This window comes from Microbacterium trichothecenolyticum (assembly GCF_041938625.1).
In the GTDB taxonomy this organism is placed as follows: domain Bacteria; phylum Actinomycetota; class Actinomycetes; order Actinomycetales; family Microbacteriaceae; genus Microbacterium; species Microbacterium trichothecenolyticum_D.
This window is the reverse complement of record NZ_CP169427.1, coordinates 4307066-4327735: the sequence shown is the minus strand read 5'-3', so window position 1 is coordinate 4327735 and position 20670 is coordinate 4307066. Positions and strand designations below refer to the sequence as shown.

Genomic DNA, 20670 nt, shown 5'->3' with positions numbered 1-20670 from the left:
GGTGGCCGGGTGCTCGCCTGTCGCAATGTGCCGGCGCGTGCGGCAGTTCGTGACAGGGGAGCGGTCCGTGCCTGGGGTGGCCGGGTGCTCGCCTGTCGCAATGTGCCGGCGCGTGCGGCAGTTCGTGACAGGGGAGCGGTCCGTGCCTCGGGTGGCCGGGTGCTCGCCTGTCGCAATGTGCCGGCGCGTGCGGCAGTGCGTGACAGGGGAGCGTGCGTCAGCGGCGGTCGGCGCGGAGGCTGCCCTCGATGCCGGCGGCGGCGTCACGGAGGGCGGCGACCGCGGGTTCGGGCGGCGTGTCGCGCGGCAGCACCACCGACAGTGCGGCCACGACCTCGCCCGCGTCGCGGACGGGCACCGCGACACCGGTCGACACCGCCTCGATCGAGCCCGGCGCTATGACCACGCCGGTGCGGCGGACCTCCGTGAGGAGGCGGCGCAGGCGCGCAGCATCCGTCACCGTCTCGGGGGCCAGGGCGCGCAGCGGGCCGGCGAGCACGCGCTCGCGGAGGGCCGACGGGGCATGCGCGAGCAGGACGAGGCCCGACGACGACGCGTGCAGCGGCAGCCGGCCGGCGACGCGGGTGATGTTCGCGCCCGCGTCGGGGTGGGAGAGGCGCTCGAGGAAGAGGGCCTCGTCCTGCTCGAGCACCGCGAGTTGGGTGTGCTCGCGGATGCGGGCCTGCACCTGCTCCATGTGGGGAAGCGCTGCCTGGCGCAGGCGCAGGGCCGTCGAGCCTCGCAGGGCGAGCTCCCACAGGCGCATGCCGAGGTGCACACGGCGGTCTTCGTCGCGTTCGAGCAGGCCCGCGTCGACGAGTTCGTCCACGATCCGATGCGCGGTCGACGACGGCAGGCCCGCGCGCCGGCCGATCTCGGCGGCCGACTGCATCGAGCGCTCGGCCGTGAACGTCTCGAGGACGCGCACGATGCGCTCGGTCATCGAGTCGCCGGAGGGCGAGTTGGCCATGCGCCCACTGTCCCACAGCCACGCAGCTGCAACTCCTCAAGGTGCGGCTCACACGGCCAATCGCCAGGAGCTCAGCCGCTCGTGGCGTCGACTCTTGAGGAGTTCGTGCCCGGTCGCCCACACCGGTGCATGCGCGCTCCGACCCCAGCCGACCCAGCCGCACCCGCAACTCGCTCCCGTAACACGACCGCAACTCCTCACAATCGGTCGACGGTGCCGATTCCACGCGCGGGCACGGCGGAACGAGTTCGGATCTGAGGAGTTGGTGCTGGGCGGCAGGCGGGTAACGTCGCACGGGGAGGATCCATGGCGGAGGGCGAAGGGGTGCTCGCGCGCACGCTTCGTGTGCTCGGGTGCTTCACCGACGATGAGCCGGCGGTCACTGCGACCACACTCGCCGCGCGCACCGGGCTCGCGTCATCGACGCTGCACCGGCTGCTCGCGACGCTCGTGGCCGAGGGGCTCCTCACGCGGGGGCCCGGCCACACGTACGCCATCGGCCCGCGGCTGTGGGAGCTCGGCGAGCTCTCGCCGCTGTCGCTGCGGCTGCGCGAGACGGCGCTTCCGCACATGGTGCGGCTGTACGAGGCGACCGGCGAGAACGTGCACCTCGCGGTGCTCGACGGTGCGACGCCTGCGACGACGACCGCCCTCTACGTCGGCCGCCTCACCGGCCGCCAGTCGATCCCGACGCTGAGCCGCATGGGCGGGCGCGGCCCGCTGCACACGACCGGCGTGGGCAAGGCGCTGCTGGCGACGCGCGACGAGGGGTGGCTGCGCGAGTACTTCGCGGCCCCGCTCGAGCGCGAGACGGTCAACTCGATCACGACCGAGCAGGAGCTCCGCGCCGACATCGCCCGCACGCGCGCTCTCGGCTACGCGACGACCCGCGAGGAGATGACGCTCGGCAACGTCTCGGTCGCCGCCGCGCTGCCGCGCGTCGAGGGCCTGCCGCCTGTCGCCTTGGGCCTCGTCGTGCACCTCGCCCGCGCCGACGAGCGCCGGCTCGGACCGCTCGTGGTGCAGGCCGCGAAGGACCTCCACCACGACCTCCGGGCTCCTTGAGGCTCGTCGCGCGGCCGGGCGTCCCGCGGCTGGGCGGGCCCGCGCTTCGCACGGTCCCTCGTGGCCTCGCGCTTCGCGCGGTCGAAATCGGCATTCGCGCTCGGACGGAACAGCAGCGATCGCTGATTTCGACCGCGCGAGCGGGAGAGGTGGTGCGAGAGCGGCAGCGATCGCCGATTTCGACAGCGCGAGCGCGCGATGCCGGGAAGGTCGAGCGCACGCCGACAGAGCCGACCCCGCACAACGCGTGAGGGGGACGGATGCTGCGAGCTGCAGCATCCGTGATTCCCGCTGAGCGGGAATCCACGGCGTCAAGAGGGCGCGAGGGTGCGACCCTGGGACGACCCGAGTCGTCGAAGGAGACCTCATGACACAGGCCCAGCCCGATCCCCGGGGCGAGGAGGCGTTCTCGTCGTCGGTGGTGCTGGAGCAGACCGCGGCGGCTCCCGAGTCGCTGCTGGCCTCGCCCGACCAGCTCACCCAGCGCGAGATCACGCAGGAGATCGTCGACTACCACGCCGCCGCAGCGCGGCGGGAGGCGGCCGGGGAGCGGCTCAACATGAGCCTGCACGACTTCCCGCCGTACCGGTCGAGCCTGCTGCGCCACCCCACCAAGAACCCGAAGCTCGTCGACCCCGAGACGATCGAGCTGTGGTCGCCGGCCTTCGGCCAGCGCGACGTCGCGGCCATCGAGTCCGACCTGACGCTGCAGCACACCGGCGAGCCCCAGGGGGAGCGCATGACGGTCGAGGGCCGCGTGCTCGACTCGTGGGGGCGTCCGGTCACCAACCAGCTGGTCGAGATCTGGCAGGCGAACGCCGCAGGCCGCTACATCCACCAGCGGGATCAGCATCCCGCCCCCCTCGATCCGAACTTCACCGGCGCCGGCCGTATCGTCACCGACGACAACGGGTACTACAAGTTCACGACGATCAAGCCGGGCGCCTACCCGTGGAAGAACCACGTCAACGCGTGGCGGCCGGCGCACATCCACTTCTCGATCTTCGGCTCCGGCTTCACGCAGCGCCTTGTGACGCAGATGTACTTCCCGGGCGACCCGCTGTTCCCGCTCGACCCGATCTACAACACCATCTGGCGCCAGAAGGACCGCGACCGTCTCATCGGCCTGTACGACCACGACCTGTCGGTGCCCGAGTTCTCGATGGGCTACCGCTTCGACATCGTCGTCGACGGCCCCGACGCGACCTGGTTCGAGCCCGAAGAAGGAGACCACTGATGGCCGCCGCACCCAGCACCAAGCGCGACCTCGGTCCGAAGACCCACGAGGCGACCGGCGGGCAGACCGTCGGCCCGTTCTTCGCCTTCGGCCTGGACTACGACAAGAAGCATCAGGTCGTCTTCCCGCACAGCCCGGGCGCGATCGTGCTCGGTGGCACGGTGTTCGACGGCGCCGGCAACCCGATCCCCGACGCCGTCATCGAGATCTGGAGCGCCGACGAGAACGGACGCATCCCGCGGGCCCACGGCGCATTCCGCCGTGACGACCACTCGTTCACGGGCTTCGGCCGCGCGGCGACGACCGACGTCGGCCGCTACGAGTTCTGGACCCGCAACCCCGGCCCGATCGACGGCGGCGCGCCGTTCTACTCCGTCATCGTGTTCGCGCGCGGCCTGCCCGACAAGCTCGTGACGCGCATCTACCTGCCCGAGCGCGAGGACCTCCTCGCCGCCGACCCGCTGCTGTCCTCGCTCGACGCCGACGAGCGCGCTACGCTCATCGCGACGCGCCTGCCGGACGGCAACCTGCACCACGACATCCACCTGCAGGGCGAGAAGGAGACCGTGTTCCTTGCCTTCTGACCGTGACCGGCCCGCACTCGATGGGGGGCTGCTCTCGCCCGTGACCGTCGGTCACGACGAGACGGTGACGGATGCCGCGTACCTCGACGCGCTGGTGACGGCCGAGGTCGCGCTGGCGCGGGCCTGGGTCGAAGCGGGGGTCGCCCCGGCCGAGGCGGTCGACGAGATCGAGACCGAGTTCGGCTGGCAGGGCGCCCTCCGCGGATGCCGCGACCACGGCGTCGACGGCACCGCGCTGGCCGCCGCTGCCGTCGCCGGCGGCAACCCGGTGATCCCGCTCGTCGGGCGGCTCAAGGAGCGGGTCGGGGCCGAGTCCCGTCTCTGGGTGCACCGCGGTGCGACCAGCCAGGACATCGTCGACACCGCGGCGATGGTGGTCGCCCGTGCGGCGACGAGCCGCATCGTCGCGGCGCTCGTGCACACCGAGGTCTCACTGCGCTCGCTCGCCCGCTCGCGGCGGGACGAGGTGGCGGCCGCACGCACCCTGACGCAGCACGCCGTGCCCACGACGGTCGGACTGCGCGCCGCGGGGTGGCTCCGCGCTGTCGAGCGTGCCAAGGAGCGCGTCGAGGACGTGCAGCACCGACTGCCGGCCCAGCTCGGCGGCGCCGCCGGAACGCTGGCGTCGTTCGCCGAGATCGCGGGGTCGGACGCCGCTGCCGCGCTCCCCGCCGCCTTCGCGCACGAGCTCGGACTCGCGGCGCCCGAGGCGCCCTGGCACACGAACCGCTGGCCGATCACCGAACTGGGCGACGCGCTGGTGCAGGCGATCGACGCCGTCGGCAAGATCGCCACCGACGTCGCGACCCTCAGCCGCACCGAGATCGGCGAGCTCGCCGAGGGCGCCGGCGGCGGGTCGTCGGCGATGCCGCAGAAGCGCAACCCCGCGGCATCCGTCCTCATCCGCTCGGCCGCGCTGCGGGCCCCCCAGCTCGGCGCCACGCTGCATCTCGCGTCGGCCCTCGCCGCCGACGAACGCCCCGACGGCGCGTGGCACGCGGAGTGGCCGACGCTCCGGGAGCTGCTGCGCCTCGCGCTCGGCGCGACCGCCCATGCGGCGTCACTCCTCGCCGGCCTCCATGTCGACACCGACGCGGTCGCGCGCAACCTCGCGGCCACCGGCGGACTCATCGTCTCGGAGCGCCTCTCGATCGTGCTCGGACCCGTGCTGGGTGCGGCTCGCGTGGCGGATCTCGTGACCGAGGTCGCCGCGGGCGGCGACCTCGCGGGTCTCCTCGCGGCGTCGCCCGACGTCGCCGCCCTCGCCGCGGAGCGCGGCGCGACCCCCGAGGCGTTCATGGCCGATCTGCTCGACCCCGCCCGCTACACCGGACTCGCCGGCCGCCTCGTCGACGAGGCCGCCACCCGCACCGCAGAGGAGGAGGACGCGTGACCGTCCCCGCCATCTCCCTCACCGACCCCGTCGGCTCCGACGACGCGCCGCTGCTCGTCCTCGGGCCGTCGCTCGGCACGTCGACGCTGCTGTGGGACCGCGTGATCCCGTCGCTCGCCGAGCACTACCGCGTCGTCGCGTGGGATCTGCCCGGGCACGGAGCCGCTCCCGCGTCGACCGCCGCGTTCGTGATCGCCGAGCTCGCCGACGCTGTCGCCGCTGCGATCGACGGGCCGTTCCTCTATGCGGGAGTCTCACTCGGGGGCGCCGTCGGGCTCGAGCTGCTGCTGCGCCACGGCGACCGCATCCCGGCCGCGGCGATCCTGTGCTCGGGCGCGAAGATCGGCACGGCCGACGGCTGGCGCGAGCGGGCCGCGCAGGTGCGGGCGCAGAGCACGTCGAGCCTCATCATCGGCTCGGCGGAGCGCTGGTTCGCGCCGGGCTCGATCGAGCGCGACCCCGATCTCACCGGGCGGCTCCTGCACGTGCTGCAGAACACCCACGACGAGAGCTACGCCCGCTGCTGCGACGCGCTCGCCGTCTTCGACGTGCGGGACCGGCTGGGCGAGATCGCGACCCCGGTGCTCGCGGTGTGGGGTGATCACGACGCGGTCACCCCCGAGGCATCCGCTCGCGAGATCGCCGCCGGGGTGCAGCGGGGCGAGGCGATCGGGATCCCGGATGCCTCGCACCTGGCGCCCGCCGACTCCCCGGCGGCGACCGCCGCGGTGCTGCTCGACTTCTTCGGCACCGTCGCCGCGGAGCGTGCCGCGTGAGCCGCCCGGACGGCGAGGGCCTCACCGACGAGGGGCGCTACGACCAGGGCATGGTCGTCCGCCGCGAGGTGCTCTCGGACGCGCACGTCGACCGCGCGATCGCGGGCACGACCGACCTGACAGCCGACTTCCAGGACTTCATCACGCGCGTCGCGTGGGGCGACATCTGGTCGCGTCCGGGGCTCGACCGCCGGTCGCGGTCCGTCGCCGTGCTCACCGCGCTCATCGCGCTCGGGCACCACGACGAGCTCGCGATGCACCTGCGCGCGGCTCTGCGCAACGGGCTCACGGTCGACGAGATCAAGGAAGTGATCCTGCAGGCGGGCCTCTACTGCGGCGTCCCCGCCGCGAACACGGCGTTCCGCATCGCGAAGGACGTGTTCGCCGAGGAGTCCTGAGCGCGCTCTGCCTCTCCGAAATCTCCTGATCTGGCGAGCACAGGACCTTTCGCCGCGGATCGTCCTGCGTCCGCCAGATCTCCTGATCTCGCACAGGATGGGGCGTGCTACCTCTCCTCTCCGAAATCTCCTGATCTGGCGAGCACAGGACGTTTCGCCGCGGATCGTCCTGCGTCCGCCAGATCTCCTGATCTCGCAAAGGGTGGGGGCGACGGATGCCGCGTCCTTGGGTGCTCCCGGAGACCTCAAGGCGCGACGCGGCAGGCGTGGGGGTTTCGGCGACCGCATCTCCTGACGTACACTGGGACGCAGAGCGTACATGTGTTCGCAGAGCGAACAAGCGAGGAGGCTGCTCGTGATCGACAAGACCGTGGCGTCCGTCGAGGAGGCCGTCGCCGGCATCCCCGACGGAGCGACCATCATGATCGGCGGGTTCGGGCGCGCCGGGCAGCCCGTCGAGCTGATCGACGCGCTCATCGCCCAGGGGGCGAGCGAGCTCACGATCATCAACAACAACGCCGGCAACGGCGACGTGGGCCTGGCGGCGCTGCTCGCGAAGAAGCGCGTGCGCAAGATCCTCTGCTCGTTCCCGCGTCAGCACGACTCGTGGGTGTTCGACGGCCTGTACCGCGCGGGCGAGATCGAGCTCGAGCTCGTGCCGCAGGGCAACCTCGCGGAGCGCATCCGGGCGGCGGGCGCCGGCATCGGCGCGTTCTTCTCGCCGACCGGCGTCGGCACACAGCTCGCCGAAGGTAAAGAGACCCGCGAGATCGACGGCCGCATCTATGCCCTCGAGTACCCGATCAAGGCCGACTTCGCCCTGGTGAGCGCGTATCGCGCCGACCGGTGGGGCAATCTCGTCTTCCGCGAGACCGCACGCAACTTCGGGCCGATCATGGCCGCGGCCGCCACCACCTCGATCGTGCAGGTGGACGAGATCGTGCCGCTCGGCTCGATCGACCCGGAGACGGTCGTGACGCCCGGGATCTTCGTCGACCGCGTCGTCGCCGTGGGCGAGCGCGGGTGGCTCGACGCCGGCGCGTTCGTCGGGGGAGTGGACATCGAAGGCCGCCCGCTGGCGGGGGCTGCAGCATCCGGAAGCGAGGTCGACCAGTGACCGAGACCGCAACGAAGGCGACGCGCATCTCCCGCGAGCAGCTCGCGGCCCGCATCGCGCAGGACATCCCCGAGGGCTCGTACGTCAACCTCGGCATCGGCGCGCCGACGCTGGTCGCCGACTACCTGCCCGACGACCAGGAGATCATCCTCCACACCGAGAACGGCATGCTCGGCATGGGCCCCTCGCCCGCACCGGGCGAGATCGACCCCGACCTCATCAACGCCGGCAAGCAGCCGGTCACCGCGCTCGCCGGAGCCTCGTACTTCCACCACGCCGACTCGTTCGGCATGATGCGCGGCGGCCATCTCGACGTGTGCGTGCTCGGCGCGTTCCAGGTGTCGCAGGCCGGCGACCTGGCCAACTGGTCGACCGGCGCGCCCGGCGCGATCCCCGCGGTGGGCGGCGCGATGGACCTCGCCATCGGCGCGAAGAACGTGTACGTGATGACCGACCTCCTCACCAAGACCGGTGAGTCGAAGCTCGTCGAAGCCTGCACCTACCCGCTCACCGGCGTCGGGTGCGTCACGCGCGTCTACACCGACCACGCGGTCTTCGACGTCACCCCCGACGGCTTCGCGGTGCGCGAGGCGTTCGGCGACAACACCGTCGAGCTCCTCGCCGAGCTCACGGGCCTGGAATTGACGGATGCCGCGACCCGCAGCATCCGGGAAGGTGAATGACATGGCCACCTACGTGTACGACGCCGTCCGCACCCCGTTCGGCCGCGCCGGCGGCGCCCTCGCGGGCGTCCGCCCCGACGACCTCGCCGCCGTCGTGATGAAGGCGACGATCGAGCGGACCGGACTGGACCCGGCGCGCATCGACGATGTGATCTTCGGCGACGCGAACCAGGCCGGTGAGGACAACCGCAACGTCGCGCGCATGGGTGCACTGCTGGCCGGCTTCCCGACGTCGGTGCCCGGCGTCACGGTCAACCGGCTGTGCGCGTCGTCGGTGGAGGCGGTCATCCAGGGGTCGCGCGCGATCGACGCGGGCGACGTCGGCATCGTGCTGGCGGGCGGCGTGGAGTCGATGAGCCGTGCGCCGTTCGTCGTGGAGAAGTCACCCCGGCCGTGGCCGAGCGTGGGCAACCAGACCCTGTGGAACACGTCGATCGGGTGGCGGATGACGAACCCGAAGCTGCCGAAGCACTGGACGATCTCGAACGGCGAGTCCGCCGAGAAGATCGCCCGCGAGCACGGCATCTCGCGGGAGGCGCAGGACGAGTTCGCGGTGCGTTCGCACCGTCTCGCCGCGGCCGCGTGGGCCGCCGGCGTCTACGACGGCGAGATCGTGCAGGTGCCTGGCGCCGAGCTGGCGCGTGACGAGGGCATCCGCGACGACACCTCGGTCGAGAAGCTCGCCGGCCTGAAGGCGCTGTTCGCCCCCGACGGCGAGGGCAGCGTCACAGCCGGCAACTCGTCGCCGATCAACGACGGCGCCTCCGCGGTGCTGCTCGGCCGTGAGGGCGCGCTCCCGAGTGAGCCGCTGGCCCGGATCACCGCGCGCGCGGCGCACGGCGTCGACCCCGACGTGTTCCCGCTGGCGCCGATCGAGGCCGCGAACAAGGCGCTCGCCCGCGCCGGTCGCACGTGGGCGGATGTCGACCTCGTCGAGCTCAATGAGGCATTCGCGTCGCAGTCGCTGGCCGACATCCAGGGGTGGTCGGGCCTGGACCCCGAGCGCGTCAACATCCACGGCGGCGCGCTCGCGATCGGCCACCCGCTCGGTGCCTCGGGCGGCCGCATCATCGGGCACGCCGCGCACGAGCTCGCCCGTCGCGGCAGTGGTGTCGCGGTCGCCGCGATCTGCATCGGCGTCGGGCAGGGGCTCGCCGTCGTGCTCGAGCGCTGAACATGGCAGGCGGCCTGGCGCGACCGCTCCCGCTTCCTGTGAGTGCGGCGTCGCACGACGCAGCGGGCGCAGGAGCCTGCAGCCGTCGACCCGGTCCGACGCCTGTGGCGGCATCGGTAGGGTGAGCCGGTGACCTCGTCCGCAGATGCCTCCGTCGACCCGGCAGCCGGCGAGGGCGGGCGCAGCAGCGACGTCGTCCAGTCGCTGGCGCGCGGGCTCGCCGTCATCCGTGCATTCGACGCCGAACACCCCGAGCTGACGCTCAGCGAGGTGGCGCGCCGCGCCGACATCACGCGCGCGGCCGCCGGCAGGTTCCTGCGCACGCTCGAGCAGCTGGGCTACGTCCGCGCGGCCGGCCGCACCTTCTCGCTGACTCCGAGGGTGCTCGAGCTCGGGTTCAGCTACCTCTCGGCGCTGTCGATCCCCGAGATCGTGCAGCCTCACCTGGAGCGACTGTCGCGCGAGGTCGACGAGAGCGTCTCGGCGGCCGTCCTGGACGGCGGCGACATCGTCTACATCGCGCGCGTTCCGACTCGGCGCATCATGAGCGTCCGCATCACGATCGGCACCCGGTTCCCCGCGTTCGCGACGTCGATGGGGCGCGTGCTGCTGGCGGGAATGCCCGATGGTGCCGTCGACGAGCTGTTCGCAGCATCCGTCCTCCCGTCCCTCACCGCGCGCACCGTCACCGACGCGACCGCGCTGCGCGAGGAGCTCGACCGCGTGCGCGCACAGGGCTGGTCCCTCGTCGACGGCGAGCTCGAGCCGGGCCTGCGCTCGGTGGCGGTGCCACTGCACGACCGCCGCGGCGACGTCGTGGCCGCGGTCAACGTCTCGACGAGCGCGACGCGGGACACCGTCGAGCACGTGCTCCAGCGGCACCTGCCCGCGCTGCGGGAGACGGCCGCGGCCATCGACGCCGAGCTGCGGCTCGTCTGACCGGAGCCGCGACAACCTCCAGCCGCGCCGCGTCGACCCGAAGGTCAGAAGACGATCGTGTGGTTGCCGTGGCGGATGACGCGGTCCTCGGCGTGCCACAGCACGGCACGGGAGAGCACCTGGCGCTCGACGTCGGCGCCGCGGCGCGCGAGCTCGGCGGCCGAGTCGCCGTGGGTGACGCGCACGGTGTCCTGCTCGATGATCGGGCCCTCGTCGAGGTCATCGGTGACGTAGTGAGAGGTGGCGCCGATGAGCTTGACGCCGCGCTCCTTGGCCTTCTTGTACGGCTCGGCGCCGATGAATGCGGGCAGGAACGAGTGGTGGATGTTGATCACCGGCACCCCGAGCTCCGTGAGGAAGTCGCCCGACAGGATCTGCATGTAGCGCGCCAGCACCACGAAATCCACGTTGCCCTTCAGCAGCTCGAGGATCTTCGCCTCGGACGCCGACTTGTCGGGGCCGGCGACGCCTGGCACGTGGAAGAACGGCACGCCGAACGAGCGGACGTCCTCGGCGGATGCCGTATGGTTCGAGATCACCATCGGCACGGTCACGGGCAGGTCGCCGCGGCGGTGGCGCCACAGCAGGTCGAGCAGGCAGTGGTCCTGCTTCGACGACAGGATCGCCATGCGCTTCGGCACTGACTGGTCGGTCAGCGACCACTCCAGGTCGAACCCGACGAGCGTCCGGGCGATCTCGTCCTCGACGTACGGGCGGTCGGCCGCGAAGCCCGGCCGGTGAAACACCACCCGCTGGAAGTACGCACCGCCCTCGGGGTTGTCGGAGTACTGGTCGAACGCGACGATGTTGCCGCCGATGCGCGTGATCATCGCCGAGACCGCCGCCACGATCCCCGGCTGGTCGCTGCCGTGGACGATGAGGCAGGCGTGGTCGGGATTCAGGTGCGGGGAGACGGCCATTGTTCGATTCTGCCCTGTGCGAAGGAACGCCGCTTCTTGAGGTCGGCCGGCGCGACATCCACGGGACACGCGGATGCTGCGGCCCGTACTCTGACGGCATGAGCACCACCTCCGGGGCCGCGGCCCGCGACGACCGCATCACGATGCGGTTCATGGCGGTCCCCGCCGACACCGCCGCCGGTGGACGCTCGGTGGCCGCGGGCAGCGTCATGGAGTGGATCGACAAGGCCGGTTACGCGTGCGCCGTCGGCTGGGCCGGGGCGTACTGCGTGACGGCTTACGTCGGGAATGTCCGCCATCGGCGGCCCATCGCGCCGGGCAGCCTCATCGAGGTGCAGGCGCGCATCGTCTACACCGGGCGCACGAGCATGCACGTGGTGGTCACCGTCTCGTCGACCGAGGTCAGCGAGCGCCTGTACACGCCGGCGACGACGTGCATCCTCGTCTTCGTGGCGAAGGGCGCCGACGGGCGGCCCACCGAGGTGCCGGCGTGGACCCCGGTGACCCGTTCCGACCACAAGCTCGCCGAGGGGGCGCTGGAGCGCATCGAATCGCGCGCCGAGATCAAGCGCCTCATGCTCGAGGAGGACTACACGGAGGCCTCGACCGCCCCGCGTATCACGCTGACGTTCCTCGCGCCGCCCGGCGTGGTGAACTTCGGCGGCAAGGCGCACGGCGGCACGGTCATGCGCTGGATCGACGAGGCCGGCTACGCGGTTGCGGCGGCGTGGGCGAAGGACGGGGACGAGGCGAGCGCCGCGGTCGGCGTCTACTCCGGCGGCATCCACTTCCTCGCTCCGGTCGTCATCGGCCACCTCGTCGACGTCGACGCGCGCATCGTCTACACGAGCCCGCACAGCATGCACGTGAGCACCCGCGTGTGGACCGCCGATCCGCGCACGCCGGACGAGCGGACGCTGACGACGCAGTGCCTCAGCGTCTTTGTCGTCCCCGGCTCCGACGGGGTCGCTCAGCCCGTCCCGCAGTGGACCCCCGAGCTCGCCGAGGACGAGCGCCTGCAGGAGCACGTGCGCGAGATCATGGCGCTGCGCGAGGAGATCGTGCCGATCGCCGCGTCGCTCACGCTCGAGCCGTAGCTGAGGCGGCGTCGCCGAGCCAAGGCGTTTCGGCCGAACACGGGGACGTGGCCCTCGGGTTCGGCGGGAATGACCTGTTTCGAGGATGTCGGGGCCGGGCGCGCGGCTCAGTCGGCGCCTGGGCCGCGGACGAGGTCGCCGTTGCGGGTGAGGTCGAGGTAGCGGGCGACCGCGTCGCGGCTCTTGGTGAGGCAAGCGAGGCGGTCGTCGAGCGCGGTGAGCTCGGTCGCGAGCATCTCGGCGAGCTCGCGTGAGCACGTCGGCTCTGCCATCGCGCACTGCCTTTCGACGTCGAGCACCACCTTGGCGAGTCGCGTCGACAGCCCCGCCTGCACGAGGCCGCGGGCGCGCGTCGCGCGTTCCACGTCAGCCTCGTCGTACGCGCGGTAGCCGTTCGCCGAGCGCTCGGACGCCAGCAGTCCCTGCTCCTCGTAGTAGCGCAGCATCCGTGCGGGGATGCCGGTGCGCTGCGACAGCTCGCCGATCTTCATGCCGCGATGCCTCCCGTGTCGGCCCCGAAAGCTTGACATTGACATTGATGTGAAAGTTTAGCCTCGCTGCATGACCTCGTCCACAGTCTCCGTCACCCTCCCGGAAACCTCCGTCTCACGCTTCCCACTCGGTGCGCTGGTGCTGCTCTCGCTGGGGGTCTTCGTCACCGTCACCGCCGAGTCGCTGCCGGCCGGGCTCATGCCGGAGATGGCCCGCGACCTCGGCGTCGACCCGCTGCGCATCGGGCTGCTCGTCTCGGTCTGGGCGATCGTGGTGATCGCGACGAGCATCCCGCTCACGCGTGCGACGCGCCGCATCGACCGCCGCATCGTGGTCGCGGTCTCGCTCGCCGTGTTCGCGGTGGCGAACGTCGCCACCGCCTTCGCACCGACGTACGAGTTCGCCTTCGCGACCCGGGCGGTCGCGGCGGTCGCGCACGGCGTGTTCTGGGCGATCGTCATCGTGTACGCGTCATCGCTGCTGTCGGGCGCGCAGCTCGGTCGCGGCCTCGCCGTGGTGACCGGCGGTGGCACGGTCGCGACGGTGCTCGGCCTTCCCGTCGCGACGGCTCTCGCGCAGCTGACGAGCTGGCGGGTCTCGTTCGCGGCGATGGGGATCGGGATGCTGCTGCTCGCCGCCGTTGTGTACCGCAGGCTTCCGCGGTCGGTGGTCGAGCCCGTCGCCGCGGGGGAGCGCGCGCCGCTGCGCAACGACCGATCGCTCCCGCCGCTGGTGGCGTTCGGGATCGCGGGGCTGCTGATCGGCCTCGCGCAGTTCCTCGCGTTCGTCTACATCCGGCCGTACCTCGCCGAGTCGGCCGGGATCGCCGACGGCTGGGCGAGCGCGCTGCTGTTCGTGTTCGGCGCCGCGGGCATGGTCGGGGTGGCGGTGGCCGGCAGCCTCGCCGATCGGTTCCCACGGACAGCCCTGACCACGACCCTGCTGGTGTTCGTGGGAGCCTTCGCCGCGCTCGCCGCGGCGCCGCATGCGACGGTCGTCGTGGTCATCGCCCTGGCGCTCTGGGGTGCCGGCACCGGCGCGATGTTCCCGTTGATCCAGACGGCGCTCATGCGCGCAGCATCCGATCGCCTCCGCGACCTCGCGAGCGCGTCGATCGTGGTCCTCTTCAACGTGGGGATCGCGGGCGGCTCGTGGGCCGGCGGCCAGCTCACCGCGACCTACGGGCCGACGGCGAACATGGCGGTGTCGGGGGCGGTCGTGCTCGTCGCGGCTGGGCTGACCGCCCTCGGTGCGACGCTTGCCTCGCGCCGGGTCGATGCGTTCGTGTCTGATCAGCGAGGCTGATGCGGTCGATCGGCAATATCAACTTCCTCGATATCGGATGGTGGGTGAGCATGGAATCGTCCTCAAGAAAGTGAGTCGATGATGACCCGACGCCTGGTGTCCCACCTCCGATATGCGGCCCTCGCCGTGCCGGACTTCGAGACGGAGCGGGACTTCTTCGTCCAGCACTGGGGGCTCACCGAGGTCGCTGCCGAGGACGGCCTCAGTCACCTCGCCGCCGAAGGCTCGAGCGAGCCCTTCATCCTGCGCCTGCGTCGCGGCGACAAGCGTGTCGACCTCGCGGCGTTCGCCGTCGCCGACCGGGGCGATCTCGAGGCGCTCGCGGCCAAGCTGCACTCCGAGGACGTGCAGTTCGTGCACGAGCCGCAGGAGCTGACGGGGTTCGGCGGCGGGTACGGCTTCCGCGTGTTCGACGGCGACGGGCGCGTGCTGGAGTTCTCGACCGGCTACCAGACACGCGAGGCACGCAAGATCCGTGAGCGCGAGCCCATCCCGGCCAAGCTCTCGCACGTCGTGTTCAACTCCGCGAACCTCGAGCAGTCTGCGCAGTGGTACATCGACCATCTCGACTTCACCATCTCGGACTCGCTGACACGTCCCGACGGCACGAGCATGATGCACTTCATGCGCTGCAACCCGACGCACCATTCGGTCGCGATCGCCATGGGCCCGCATCACTCGCTGCACCATCTCTCGTTCGAGATGCGCGGCATCGAGGAGTGGATGCGCGGCGCGGGCAAGATCCTGCGCTCGGGCGCGCGGATGATCTGGGGTCCGGGTCGGCACAACGCCGGCGACAACACGTTCGCGTACTTCCTCAGCCCCGCCGGCAACACGATCGAGTACACCACCGAGCTGTCGGTGGTCGACGAGGAGACGTGGGAACCCCACCGGCTCAACATCAAGGACGTGTCGAACCAGGATCAGTGGGGAACCGCGCAGGAGATGAGCGAGCTCATCGCGCGCGAATCCTTCAACGACATCGACAAGGGTCTCTTCGTCGCGCCGCCGGTGTGATCGAGATCGACGAGGAGGGTCATCCCATGGCACGCATCCACTTCGCCGCGGATCACGGCGGCTACGAACTCGGTCGCGCCCTTGAGGCCCGCGCCAAGGCCGCGGGCCACGAGGTGGTCTGGCACGGCGCGGACCAGCTCGACCCCGGCGACGACTACCCGATCTTCTCGATCCGTGTCGGCGCCGCCGTGGTCGCGGATCAGGATGCCGGCGTCGACGCGTTCGGAACGCTCGTGCTCAGCGAGGGCTTCGCGGGAGTCGTCGCCGCCAACAAGGTCAACGGCGCCCGTGCCGTGCAGGCGGCATCGCCGCGAGCGGCCGCCGACACGCGCGAGATCGTCGACGCGAACGTGCTCGTGTTCGATGGGATCGCCTTCGAGGAGAACGCGTGGCTCACGCTCAGCGCATTCGTGACGGCGTCGCTGCCCCACTCGGTCGAGCGCGGCCGCCGGATCCTGCAGATCGAGGAGTACGAGAATGCCGGCACGATCGAGGGCTGGGCGGTGCAGCTCGAGCCCGAGCAGATCGCGGTCTCCCGGGAGTAGAACCCGCGGCGGGATCAGACCGGCTGGGTCACGACGGAGGTCGGGCGATTGGACACGGATGCTACGGCCTGTTCGAAGATGCCGCGCATCCAGGCGTGCTCGGGGTCGCGGCCGTGGACGGGGTGCCACCACAGCGCATTGACGACGGGCGTGGCGTCGAAGGGCGCCTCGAGCGTGCGCACTCCTGCCACGGACTCGGCGACGTGGGCGAGTCCCGCCTGGATCAGGCCGAGGCGGTTGGTGCCGGCGATGAAGTGCGGGAGCGCGAGGAAGCTCTCGACGACGGCCTCGACGTGGGGCTCGATGCCCAGCTGCTGCAACTGGCGGGCGGCCGAGGTGAAGGCCGTGCGCGACTGGTACGTGAAGACCCACGGCAGGGCGCCGAGCACGTCCATCGTGAGCTCGTCGCCGACCTGCTCGTTCGACTCCGCGGCCACGACGACCCAGCCGTCGCGCCACAGGTCCGCGTAGGGGAGGTCGACGAGATAGCCGTGCGGGATCACCATGCCGTCGGCCGAGCGCAGCCGGTTGAGCGCATCGTCGACGATCGCGGGGTTGTGCAGCATGAACCGGAAGCGCACGCCCGGGGCGGCCTCGGCGGCGAGCCGCGACACCTCGCTGCCGATGGTGGCGAAGCCGTAGTCGGAGCCGTAGATCGAGAACTCGCGGGTCGAATCTCGGGGGCTCCACGTCGCCTGGCTCTCGAACACGCGGCGGGCGGCCTCGAGTGCGGTCGTCGTGTGCTCGGTGAGGCGCAGGGCGAGCGGTGTCAGCTCGTAGGTGTTTCCGCGACGCGCGAGGATCTGGTCGTTGAAGTGGGTCCGCAGCCGGGCGAGCGAGGCGCTCAGCGCCGGCTGGCTCAGGTGCAGCCGCTCGGCGGCGCGAGTCACGCTGCGCTCGGTGAGCAGTGCGTCCAGGGCGACCAGGAGGTTCAGATCGAGCCGGGAGAGCAGCGGTTGATCGGACACGACGGTGTGCTCCTCCAGGTTCGGGATGCCTCCGCCCAGTGTATCCGTGCAATCTATGCGAGGGGGAGGTGGCATCGTTCGCAACGATGCGCGGCCTGGATGGCGATTATGCGCACATCAGACTTACTTATGTCTAAATCACGCCTAACGCTGATACGCTCGAGAGGACTCCCGGCCCGCAGCAGCGCGGTCCCGAACCAGAGAGCGAGCATCGATGCTTCTCGAGAGAGATCTCATCCAGTCCGTGGGCTTCCGCAACGTCCGCGAGGGCGGTGAGATCACCGGTTTCCAGTTCCGCGTGCGCATGCCGTCGTACCGCGGGATGGCGGCATCCCTCATCGACGGCGTCGCCGTCCGTGTCGGAAGCATCGTCGACGTCCCGGCAGAGGTGCCGCTCTGGACCTTCGCCGGCCGCACCTACTCGCTGCAGGAGCTGTGGGACTCGGAGGGCGTGCGCTGGCCGCTCGAGGAGGCCGCGATCGTCACGGTGCCCCACCCGGGCGGGCTTCCCGAGGGCACGCACGAGGTCTCCATCCAGCTCCGCCTGCGCATGTCGTACATCCCCCAGGAGCACCAGCCGTCGACCTACGAGGTGTCGCGGCACATCACGCTGACCTCGTCGGAGGACGGCGGCCCGTTCCGGTACGGCGTCAGCCTCTACAGCTTCATGACCGACTACGGCACCGTCATGGACCTCGAGACCGCGCTCGCGGCGGTGGCCGACGTCGGCGCGACCGGCATCGAGATCCTCGGCGAAGGCCACATCGAGCGGTACCCCGAGCCCACGACCGAGTGGATCGACCGCTGGTTCGCTCTCCTCGAGAAGTACTCGCTGGAGCCGACGAACTACGGCTCGTGGATCGACACGCGCCTGCACTCGAGCGGCGTGAACGCGCGCGATCTGACGGCGACCGAGGGCGCGGCGATGCTGCAGCGCGACCTGCGTCTCGCGAAGCGCCTCGGCTTCCGCTTCGTGCGTCCGAAGATCGGCGTCGTCTCGAGCGACCTCGTCCCGCACCCCATCTGGACCGAGTCCGTCGAGCGCTCGCTCGACCTCGCCGCCGAGCTCGACGTCGTCATCTGCCCCGAGATCCATTCGCCGACGCCCATCAAGCACGAGGTCGTCGACGACTACATCGGCCTCATCCAGCGCACGGGGACGAAGCACTTCGGCCTGCTGCTCGACACCGGCATCTTCCAGGACCGCCCGATCCCGCTGAAGCCCGGCGAGCTGCCCGGCCGCCGCCCCGCCTTCCTCGACGGCATCGCCGTCGACCCCGCCGACATCGCCGACATCGCGGAGTACGTCGTCTTCATCCAGGCGAAGTTCCACGACATCGACGAGAACCTCGAAGACCAGCAGATTCCGTGGGAGCCGGTCCTCCGCGCCCTCAAGGACGCCGGCTACACGGGCTACCTCTCGAGCGAATACGAGGGCGAGCGCATCCCGTGGCGCTCCATCGAACAGGTGCGTCGCCAGCACTCGCTCATCCGCTCCATCGCCTCCCGCATCTGACACCCCACCGGAGAGAACCATGCCCAACGGACTCATCGCCGAAGACAGCCTCCGGCCGCACCCGGACGGGCTGGCACTCACGCTCACCCTGCCCTGGTACCGGAGCCTGTGGCTCTCGTCCGTCTCGACGCTGCGCCTCACCGTCGACGGCGTCGAGATCCCGGCCGACGACCTCGCCTTCGAGCTCGACGGCACCCGCTACTCCATCGCCGAGCTGCCGCAGCAGAGCGAGACGCTGTGGTTCTTGCAGCAGCATCCGCTCCTCGTCGCGCGGCTCGACCAGCCCATCGCGCTCGGCGAGCAGCACGAGGTCGAGCTCATCGGCGAGCTGCGCCTGCCCTACATGCAGATCGCGCCCGGCCAGGACGGCGGCCCCGGCATGTACGTGCCGAACGTCGTGCGCCAGGCATTCACCCTGACGGTGACCGATACGGATGCCGCGCCCCCGGCGACCGCGACCGACATCGCGCCTCCGCCGCCGGCCGCAGCGGACGACCCGTTCAAGCTCGGTCTCACGCTCTATTCCGCGAGTGCCGAGTTCCGCGCGGGCTGGTACGACTTCGACGGCCTGCTCGACCGCGTGGCCGAGCTCGGCATCGGTCCGGGCATCGAGATCGTCGCGTCGCAGGTGCTGCCGACGTACCCGCTGGTGTCGGACGAGTTCGTCGCACAATGGCGGTCCGCGTTCGACAAGCACGGCTTCGACGCCAGCTCGTTCGGCGCGAACCTCGACATGGGCCGCCGCCGCGACCGCGACATGACGCCCGACGAGGAGTTCGAATTCAGCGAGCTGATGTTCCAGGGCGCGAAGAAGCTCGGGTTCCCGCTGGTGCGCATCCAGTCCGCGAAGCCGGAGCTGCTGCGCCGGCTGCTGCCGGTGGCGGAGACCCTCGAGCTCCAGCTGGCGTACGAGATCCACGCGCCGATGGGGCCGAACGCCGAGCCGATCATGAAGGTGCGCGACACCTACGCCGAGCTGGACTCGCCGCTGCTGGGATTCGTCGCGGACTTCTCGTCCACGATGCACAGCATGTCGCCGACGCTGCTGCGGGCCGTTGAGCGCGCGGGTCTGGATGGCGACGCGCTCGCCGAGCTGCAGCGCATCTGGGCGACCGACGCCACCATGCAGGAGCGGCAGCAGGAGTTCATCGGCTACCTGAAGGGCCGCGACTTCGATCCGGGCCGGCTGGGCGCGTTCGCGCACCTCGCGTTCAACATGCACGGCCACGTCGACCCGCGCGAGTGGGCCGACATCATGCCGCAGATCACGCACGTCCATGCGAAGTTCTACGACATCGACGAGAACGGCCAGGAGCCGGCCATCGACTACCCGGAGCTGGTGCGCGTCTTCGTCGAGGGCGGCTACCGCGGCTACTGGTCGAGCGAGTGGGAGGGCCACGCCTTCGCCGAGCTCGGCGAGGAAGACCCGCTGGTGCTCGTGCGCCAGCAGCATGACCTCATCCGTCGTTCGATGCACGCCGTGGCAGGTGCGCGTGTCTGACACGGAGGTCGACTTCCGCACGCTGCCGCTCCCCGACGTGCTGCGCCTGTTCCGCGAGAGGGGCGAGCCGGCCGACCCGCGCCCCGACATCGACACCGCGTCGCTGCAGCGTCGCTTCCCGCACCTCGCGAACGTCGAGACGCGCGAGATCTCGATCGACGGTGCTGCCCGTGCGGTGCCGGCGCGGTTGTACACGGATGCCTCGGCCGAGGCATCCGGCCGCGCCCTGGTGTGGGTGCACGGCGGCGCCTTCATCGGCGGTCACCTCGACATGCCGGAGTCGAACTGGGTCGCGCTGGAGCTCGCGGCCCGGGGCATCCCGGTGCTCGCCGTCGACTACGTCAAGTGCCTCGGCGACGTGCACTTCCCCGAGCCGTCCGACGATGTGCTGAGCGCGTGGCACTATGCGCTGGCGCACGCCGACGAGCTGTTCGGCGTTCCGTCGACGGCGGTGACGCTGGGCGGCGCGAGCGCGGGCGGCAACCTCACGGCCGGTGCGACTGCGCGGCTGCGGGATGCCGGCGAGCACGGCCCTGCGGGGCTCGTCCTCGTTTATCCCGTCGTGCATCCGAACGGACCGGAGGCGTCCAGCCATGTCGACCCGGACTCGCCGCATGGTGCGCTCGCCTCCAACTTCGCGGGCTCGGTGCAGGGGCTCGGTGATCCTCACGCCTTCGCGGCGCTGGGTCCGGCCGGGGGATTTCCGCCGACGCTGATCGTCGTGTGCGAGCTTGACGATCTTCGCCCGTCGGGCGAGGCGTTCGCGCGTCAGTTGGATGCCGCCGGCATCCCGGTCTCGGTCCACTTCGAGGCCGGCGCCGGCCACGGCCACATCAACGAGCCCGCCGATCCGACGGCGCTGCCGACGATCCAGGCCGTCGCCGAGTGGATCGCACGCTCAACGCCCCAGCGAAGAGAATTCTGAGGGTCGCCGTGGGCGGCGCACGCTGTCAGCCGAGCACCGAGGGAATCA

At 71.1% G+C, this 20670-nt stretch carries 21 protein-coding genes; 17 read left to right on the top strand and 4 right to left on the bottom strand.

The genetic code is table 11. The features are described 5' to 3' along the window. Positions 1-217: 217 nt before the first annotated feature. Complete coding sequence (locus tag ACEYYH_RS19970; RefSeq protein WP_374976035.1) at positions 218-970, bottom strand: IclR family transcriptional regulator; 753 nt, start codon at positions 968-970, stop codon at positions 218-220. A 306-nt stretch (positions 971-1276) separates the two neighbouring features. On the opposite strand from ACEYYH_RS19970, the gene ACEYYH_RS19965 reads away from it, so the two are divergent. The 10 genes from ACEYYH_RS19965 to ACEYYH_RS19920 all read left to right on the top strand — a co-directional run bounded on the left by ACEYYH_RS19965 (position 1277) and on the right by ACEYYH_RS19920 (position 10336). Then, positions 1277-2035: an IclR family transcriptional regulator gene (locus tag ACEYYH_RS19965; protein ID WP_374976034.1), complete on the top strand. Its 759-nt coding sequence runs from the start codon at positions 1277-1279 to the stop codon at positions 2033-2035. A 367-nt stretch (positions 2036-2402) separates the two neighbouring features. Next, positions 2403-3272 (top strand): protocatechuate 3,4-dioxygenase subunit beta, encoded by an 870-nt coding sequence (gene pcaH, locus ACEYYH_RS19960; protein ID WP_374976033.1) that lies wholly within the window; start codon positions 2403-2405, stop codon positions 3270-3272. Beyond that, positions 3272-3856 (top strand): protocatechuate 3,4-dioxygenase subunit alpha, encoded by a 585-nt coding sequence (pcaG, locus tag ACEYYH_RS19955; protein WP_374976032.1) that lies wholly within the window; start codon positions 3272-3274, stop codon positions 3854-3856. The genes pcaH and pcaG overlap by 1 nt, the downstream gene beginning before the upstream one ends. Continuing rightward, a complete protein-coding gene (locus tag ACEYYH_RS19950; protein WP_374976031.1) occupies positions 3846-5249 on the top strand; it encodes a lyase family protein in 1404 nt (467 codons plus the stop codon). The genes pcaG and ACEYYH_RS19950 overlap by 11 nt, the downstream gene beginning before the upstream one ends. Beyond that, complete coding sequence (locus ACEYYH_RS19945) at positions 5246-6025, top strand: alpha/beta fold hydrolase (protein ID WP_374976030.1); 780 nt, start codon at positions 5246-5248, stop codon at positions 6023-6025. The genes ACEYYH_RS19950 and ACEYYH_RS19945 overlap by 4 nt, the downstream gene beginning before the upstream one ends. After that, the gene (gene pcaC / locus ACEYYH_RS19940; protein ID WP_374976029.1) at positions 6022-6423 is read left to right on the top strand and encodes a 4-carboxymuconolactone decarboxylase; all 402 of its coding nucleotides are present in this window, start codon (positions 6022-6024) and stop codon (positions 6421-6423) included. The genes ACEYYH_RS19945 and pcaC overlap by 4 nt, the downstream gene beginning before the upstream one ends. 355 nt (positions 6424-6778) lie before the next feature. After that, positions 6779-7540, top strand: coding sequence for a 3-oxoacid CoA-transferase subunit A (locus ACEYYH_RS19935; protein ID WP_374976028.1), 762 nt, complete (start codon positions 6779-6781; stop codon positions 7538-7540). Then, entirely contained in the window at positions 7537-8223 is a 687-nt protein-coding gene (locus ACEYYH_RS19930; protein ID WP_374976027.1) for a 3-oxoacid CoA-transferase subunit B, read from the top strand. Before ACEYYH_RS19935 ends, ACEYYH_RS19930 begins: the two co-directional genes overlap by 4 nt. Before the next feature lies 1 nt (position 8224). Continuing rightward, positions 8225-9397, top strand: a complete 1173-nt coding sequence (locus tag ACEYYH_RS19925; RefSeq protein WP_374976026.1) for a thiolase family protein — start codon at positions 8225-8227, stop codon at positions 9395-9397. A 129-nt stretch (positions 9398-9526) separates the two neighbouring features. Beyond that, complete coding sequence (locus ACEYYH_RS19920) at positions 9527-10336, top strand: IclR family transcriptional regulator C-terminal domain-containing protein (protein WP_374976025.1); 810 nt, start codon at positions 9527-9529, stop codon at positions 10334-10336. 44 nt (positions 10337-10380) lie between these two features. Here the strand turns inward: ACEYYH_RS19920 and purU are convergent, their stop codons facing one another. After that, on the bottom strand, positions 10381-11256 hold the full coding sequence (purU, locus tag ACEYYH_RS19915; protein ID WP_374976024.1) for a formyltetrahydrofolate deformylase: 876 nt from the start codon (positions 11254-11256) through the stop codon (positions 10381-10383). A 98-nt stretch (positions 11257-11354) separates the two neighbouring features. Between purU and ACEYYH_RS19910 the strand changes: the two genes are divergently transcribed. Continuing rightward, positions 11355-12353, top strand: a complete 999-nt coding sequence (locus tag ACEYYH_RS19910; protein WP_374976023.1) for an acyl-CoA thioesterase — start codon at positions 11355-11357, stop codon at positions 12351-12353. Positions 12354-12460: 107 nt separating this feature from the next. On the opposite strand, the gene ACEYYH_RS19905 is transcribed toward ACEYYH_RS19910, so the two are convergent. Further along, on the bottom strand, positions 12461-12844 hold the full coding sequence (locus ACEYYH_RS19905) for a MerR family transcriptional regulator (RefSeq protein WP_374976022.1): 384 nt from the start codon (positions 12842-12844) through the stop codon (positions 12461-12463). Positions 12845-12914: 70 nt separating this feature from the next. Here ACEYYH_RS19905 and ACEYYH_RS19900 point away from each other — a divergent pair, with 70 nt between their 5' ends. The 3 genes from ACEYYH_RS19900 to ACEYYH_RS19890 all read left to right on the top strand — a co-directional run bounded on the left by ACEYYH_RS19900 (position 12915) and on the right by ACEYYH_RS19890 (position 15712). After that, entirely contained in the window at positions 12915-14150 is a 1236-nt protein-coding gene (locus ACEYYH_RS19900; RefSeq protein ID WP_374976021.1) for an MFS transporter, read from the top strand. Positions 14151-14228: 78 nt separating this feature from the next. After that, positions 14229-15167 (top strand): VOC family protein, encoded by a 939-nt coding sequence (locus ACEYYH_RS19895; protein ID WP_374976020.1) that lies wholly within the window; start codon positions 14229-14231, stop codon positions 15165-15167. A gap of 26 nt (positions 15168-15193) precedes the next feature. Then, positions 15194-15712: an RpiB/LacA/LacB family sugar-phosphate isomerase gene (locus ACEYYH_RS19890; protein WP_374976019.1), complete on the top strand. Its 519-nt coding sequence runs from the start codon at positions 15194-15196 to the stop codon at positions 15710-15712. Between the two features lie 14 nt (positions 15713-15726). Here the strand turns inward: ACEYYH_RS19890 and ACEYYH_RS19885 are convergent, their stop codons facing one another. After that, entirely contained in the window at positions 15727-16680 is a 954-nt protein-coding gene (locus ACEYYH_RS19885) for a LysR family transcriptional regulator (RefSeq protein WP_374976018.1), read from the bottom strand. A 214-nt stretch (positions 16681-16894) separates the two neighbouring features. On the opposite strand from ACEYYH_RS19885, the gene ACEYYH_RS19880 reads away from it, so the two are divergent. From ACEYYH_RS19880 to ACEYYH_RS19870, 3 genes are read left to right on the top strand one after another with little or no spacing between them, the layout of a single operon-like run. Continuing rightward, positions 16895-18196: a DUF6379 domain-containing protein gene (locus tag ACEYYH_RS19880; RefSeq protein ID WP_374976017.1), complete on the top strand. Its 1302-nt coding sequence runs from the start codon at positions 16895-16897 to the stop codon at positions 18194-18196. A 19-nt stretch (positions 18197-18215) separates the two neighbouring features. Further along, positions 18216-19697 carry a DUF6379 domain-containing protein gene (locus ACEYYH_RS19875; protein ID WP_374976016.1) on the top strand — a complete coding sequence of 494 codons (1482 nt, stop codon included), beginning with the start codon at positions 18216-18218 and terminating at the stop codon, positions 19695-19697. Next, on the top strand, positions 19690-20622 hold the full coding sequence (locus ACEYYH_RS19870) for an alpha/beta hydrolase (RefSeq protein ID WP_374976015.1): 933 nt from the start codon (positions 19690-19692) through the stop codon (positions 20620-20622). The genes ACEYYH_RS19875 and ACEYYH_RS19870 overlap by 8 nt, the downstream gene beginning before the upstream one ends. Positions 20623-20670: the final 48 nt, after the last annotated feature.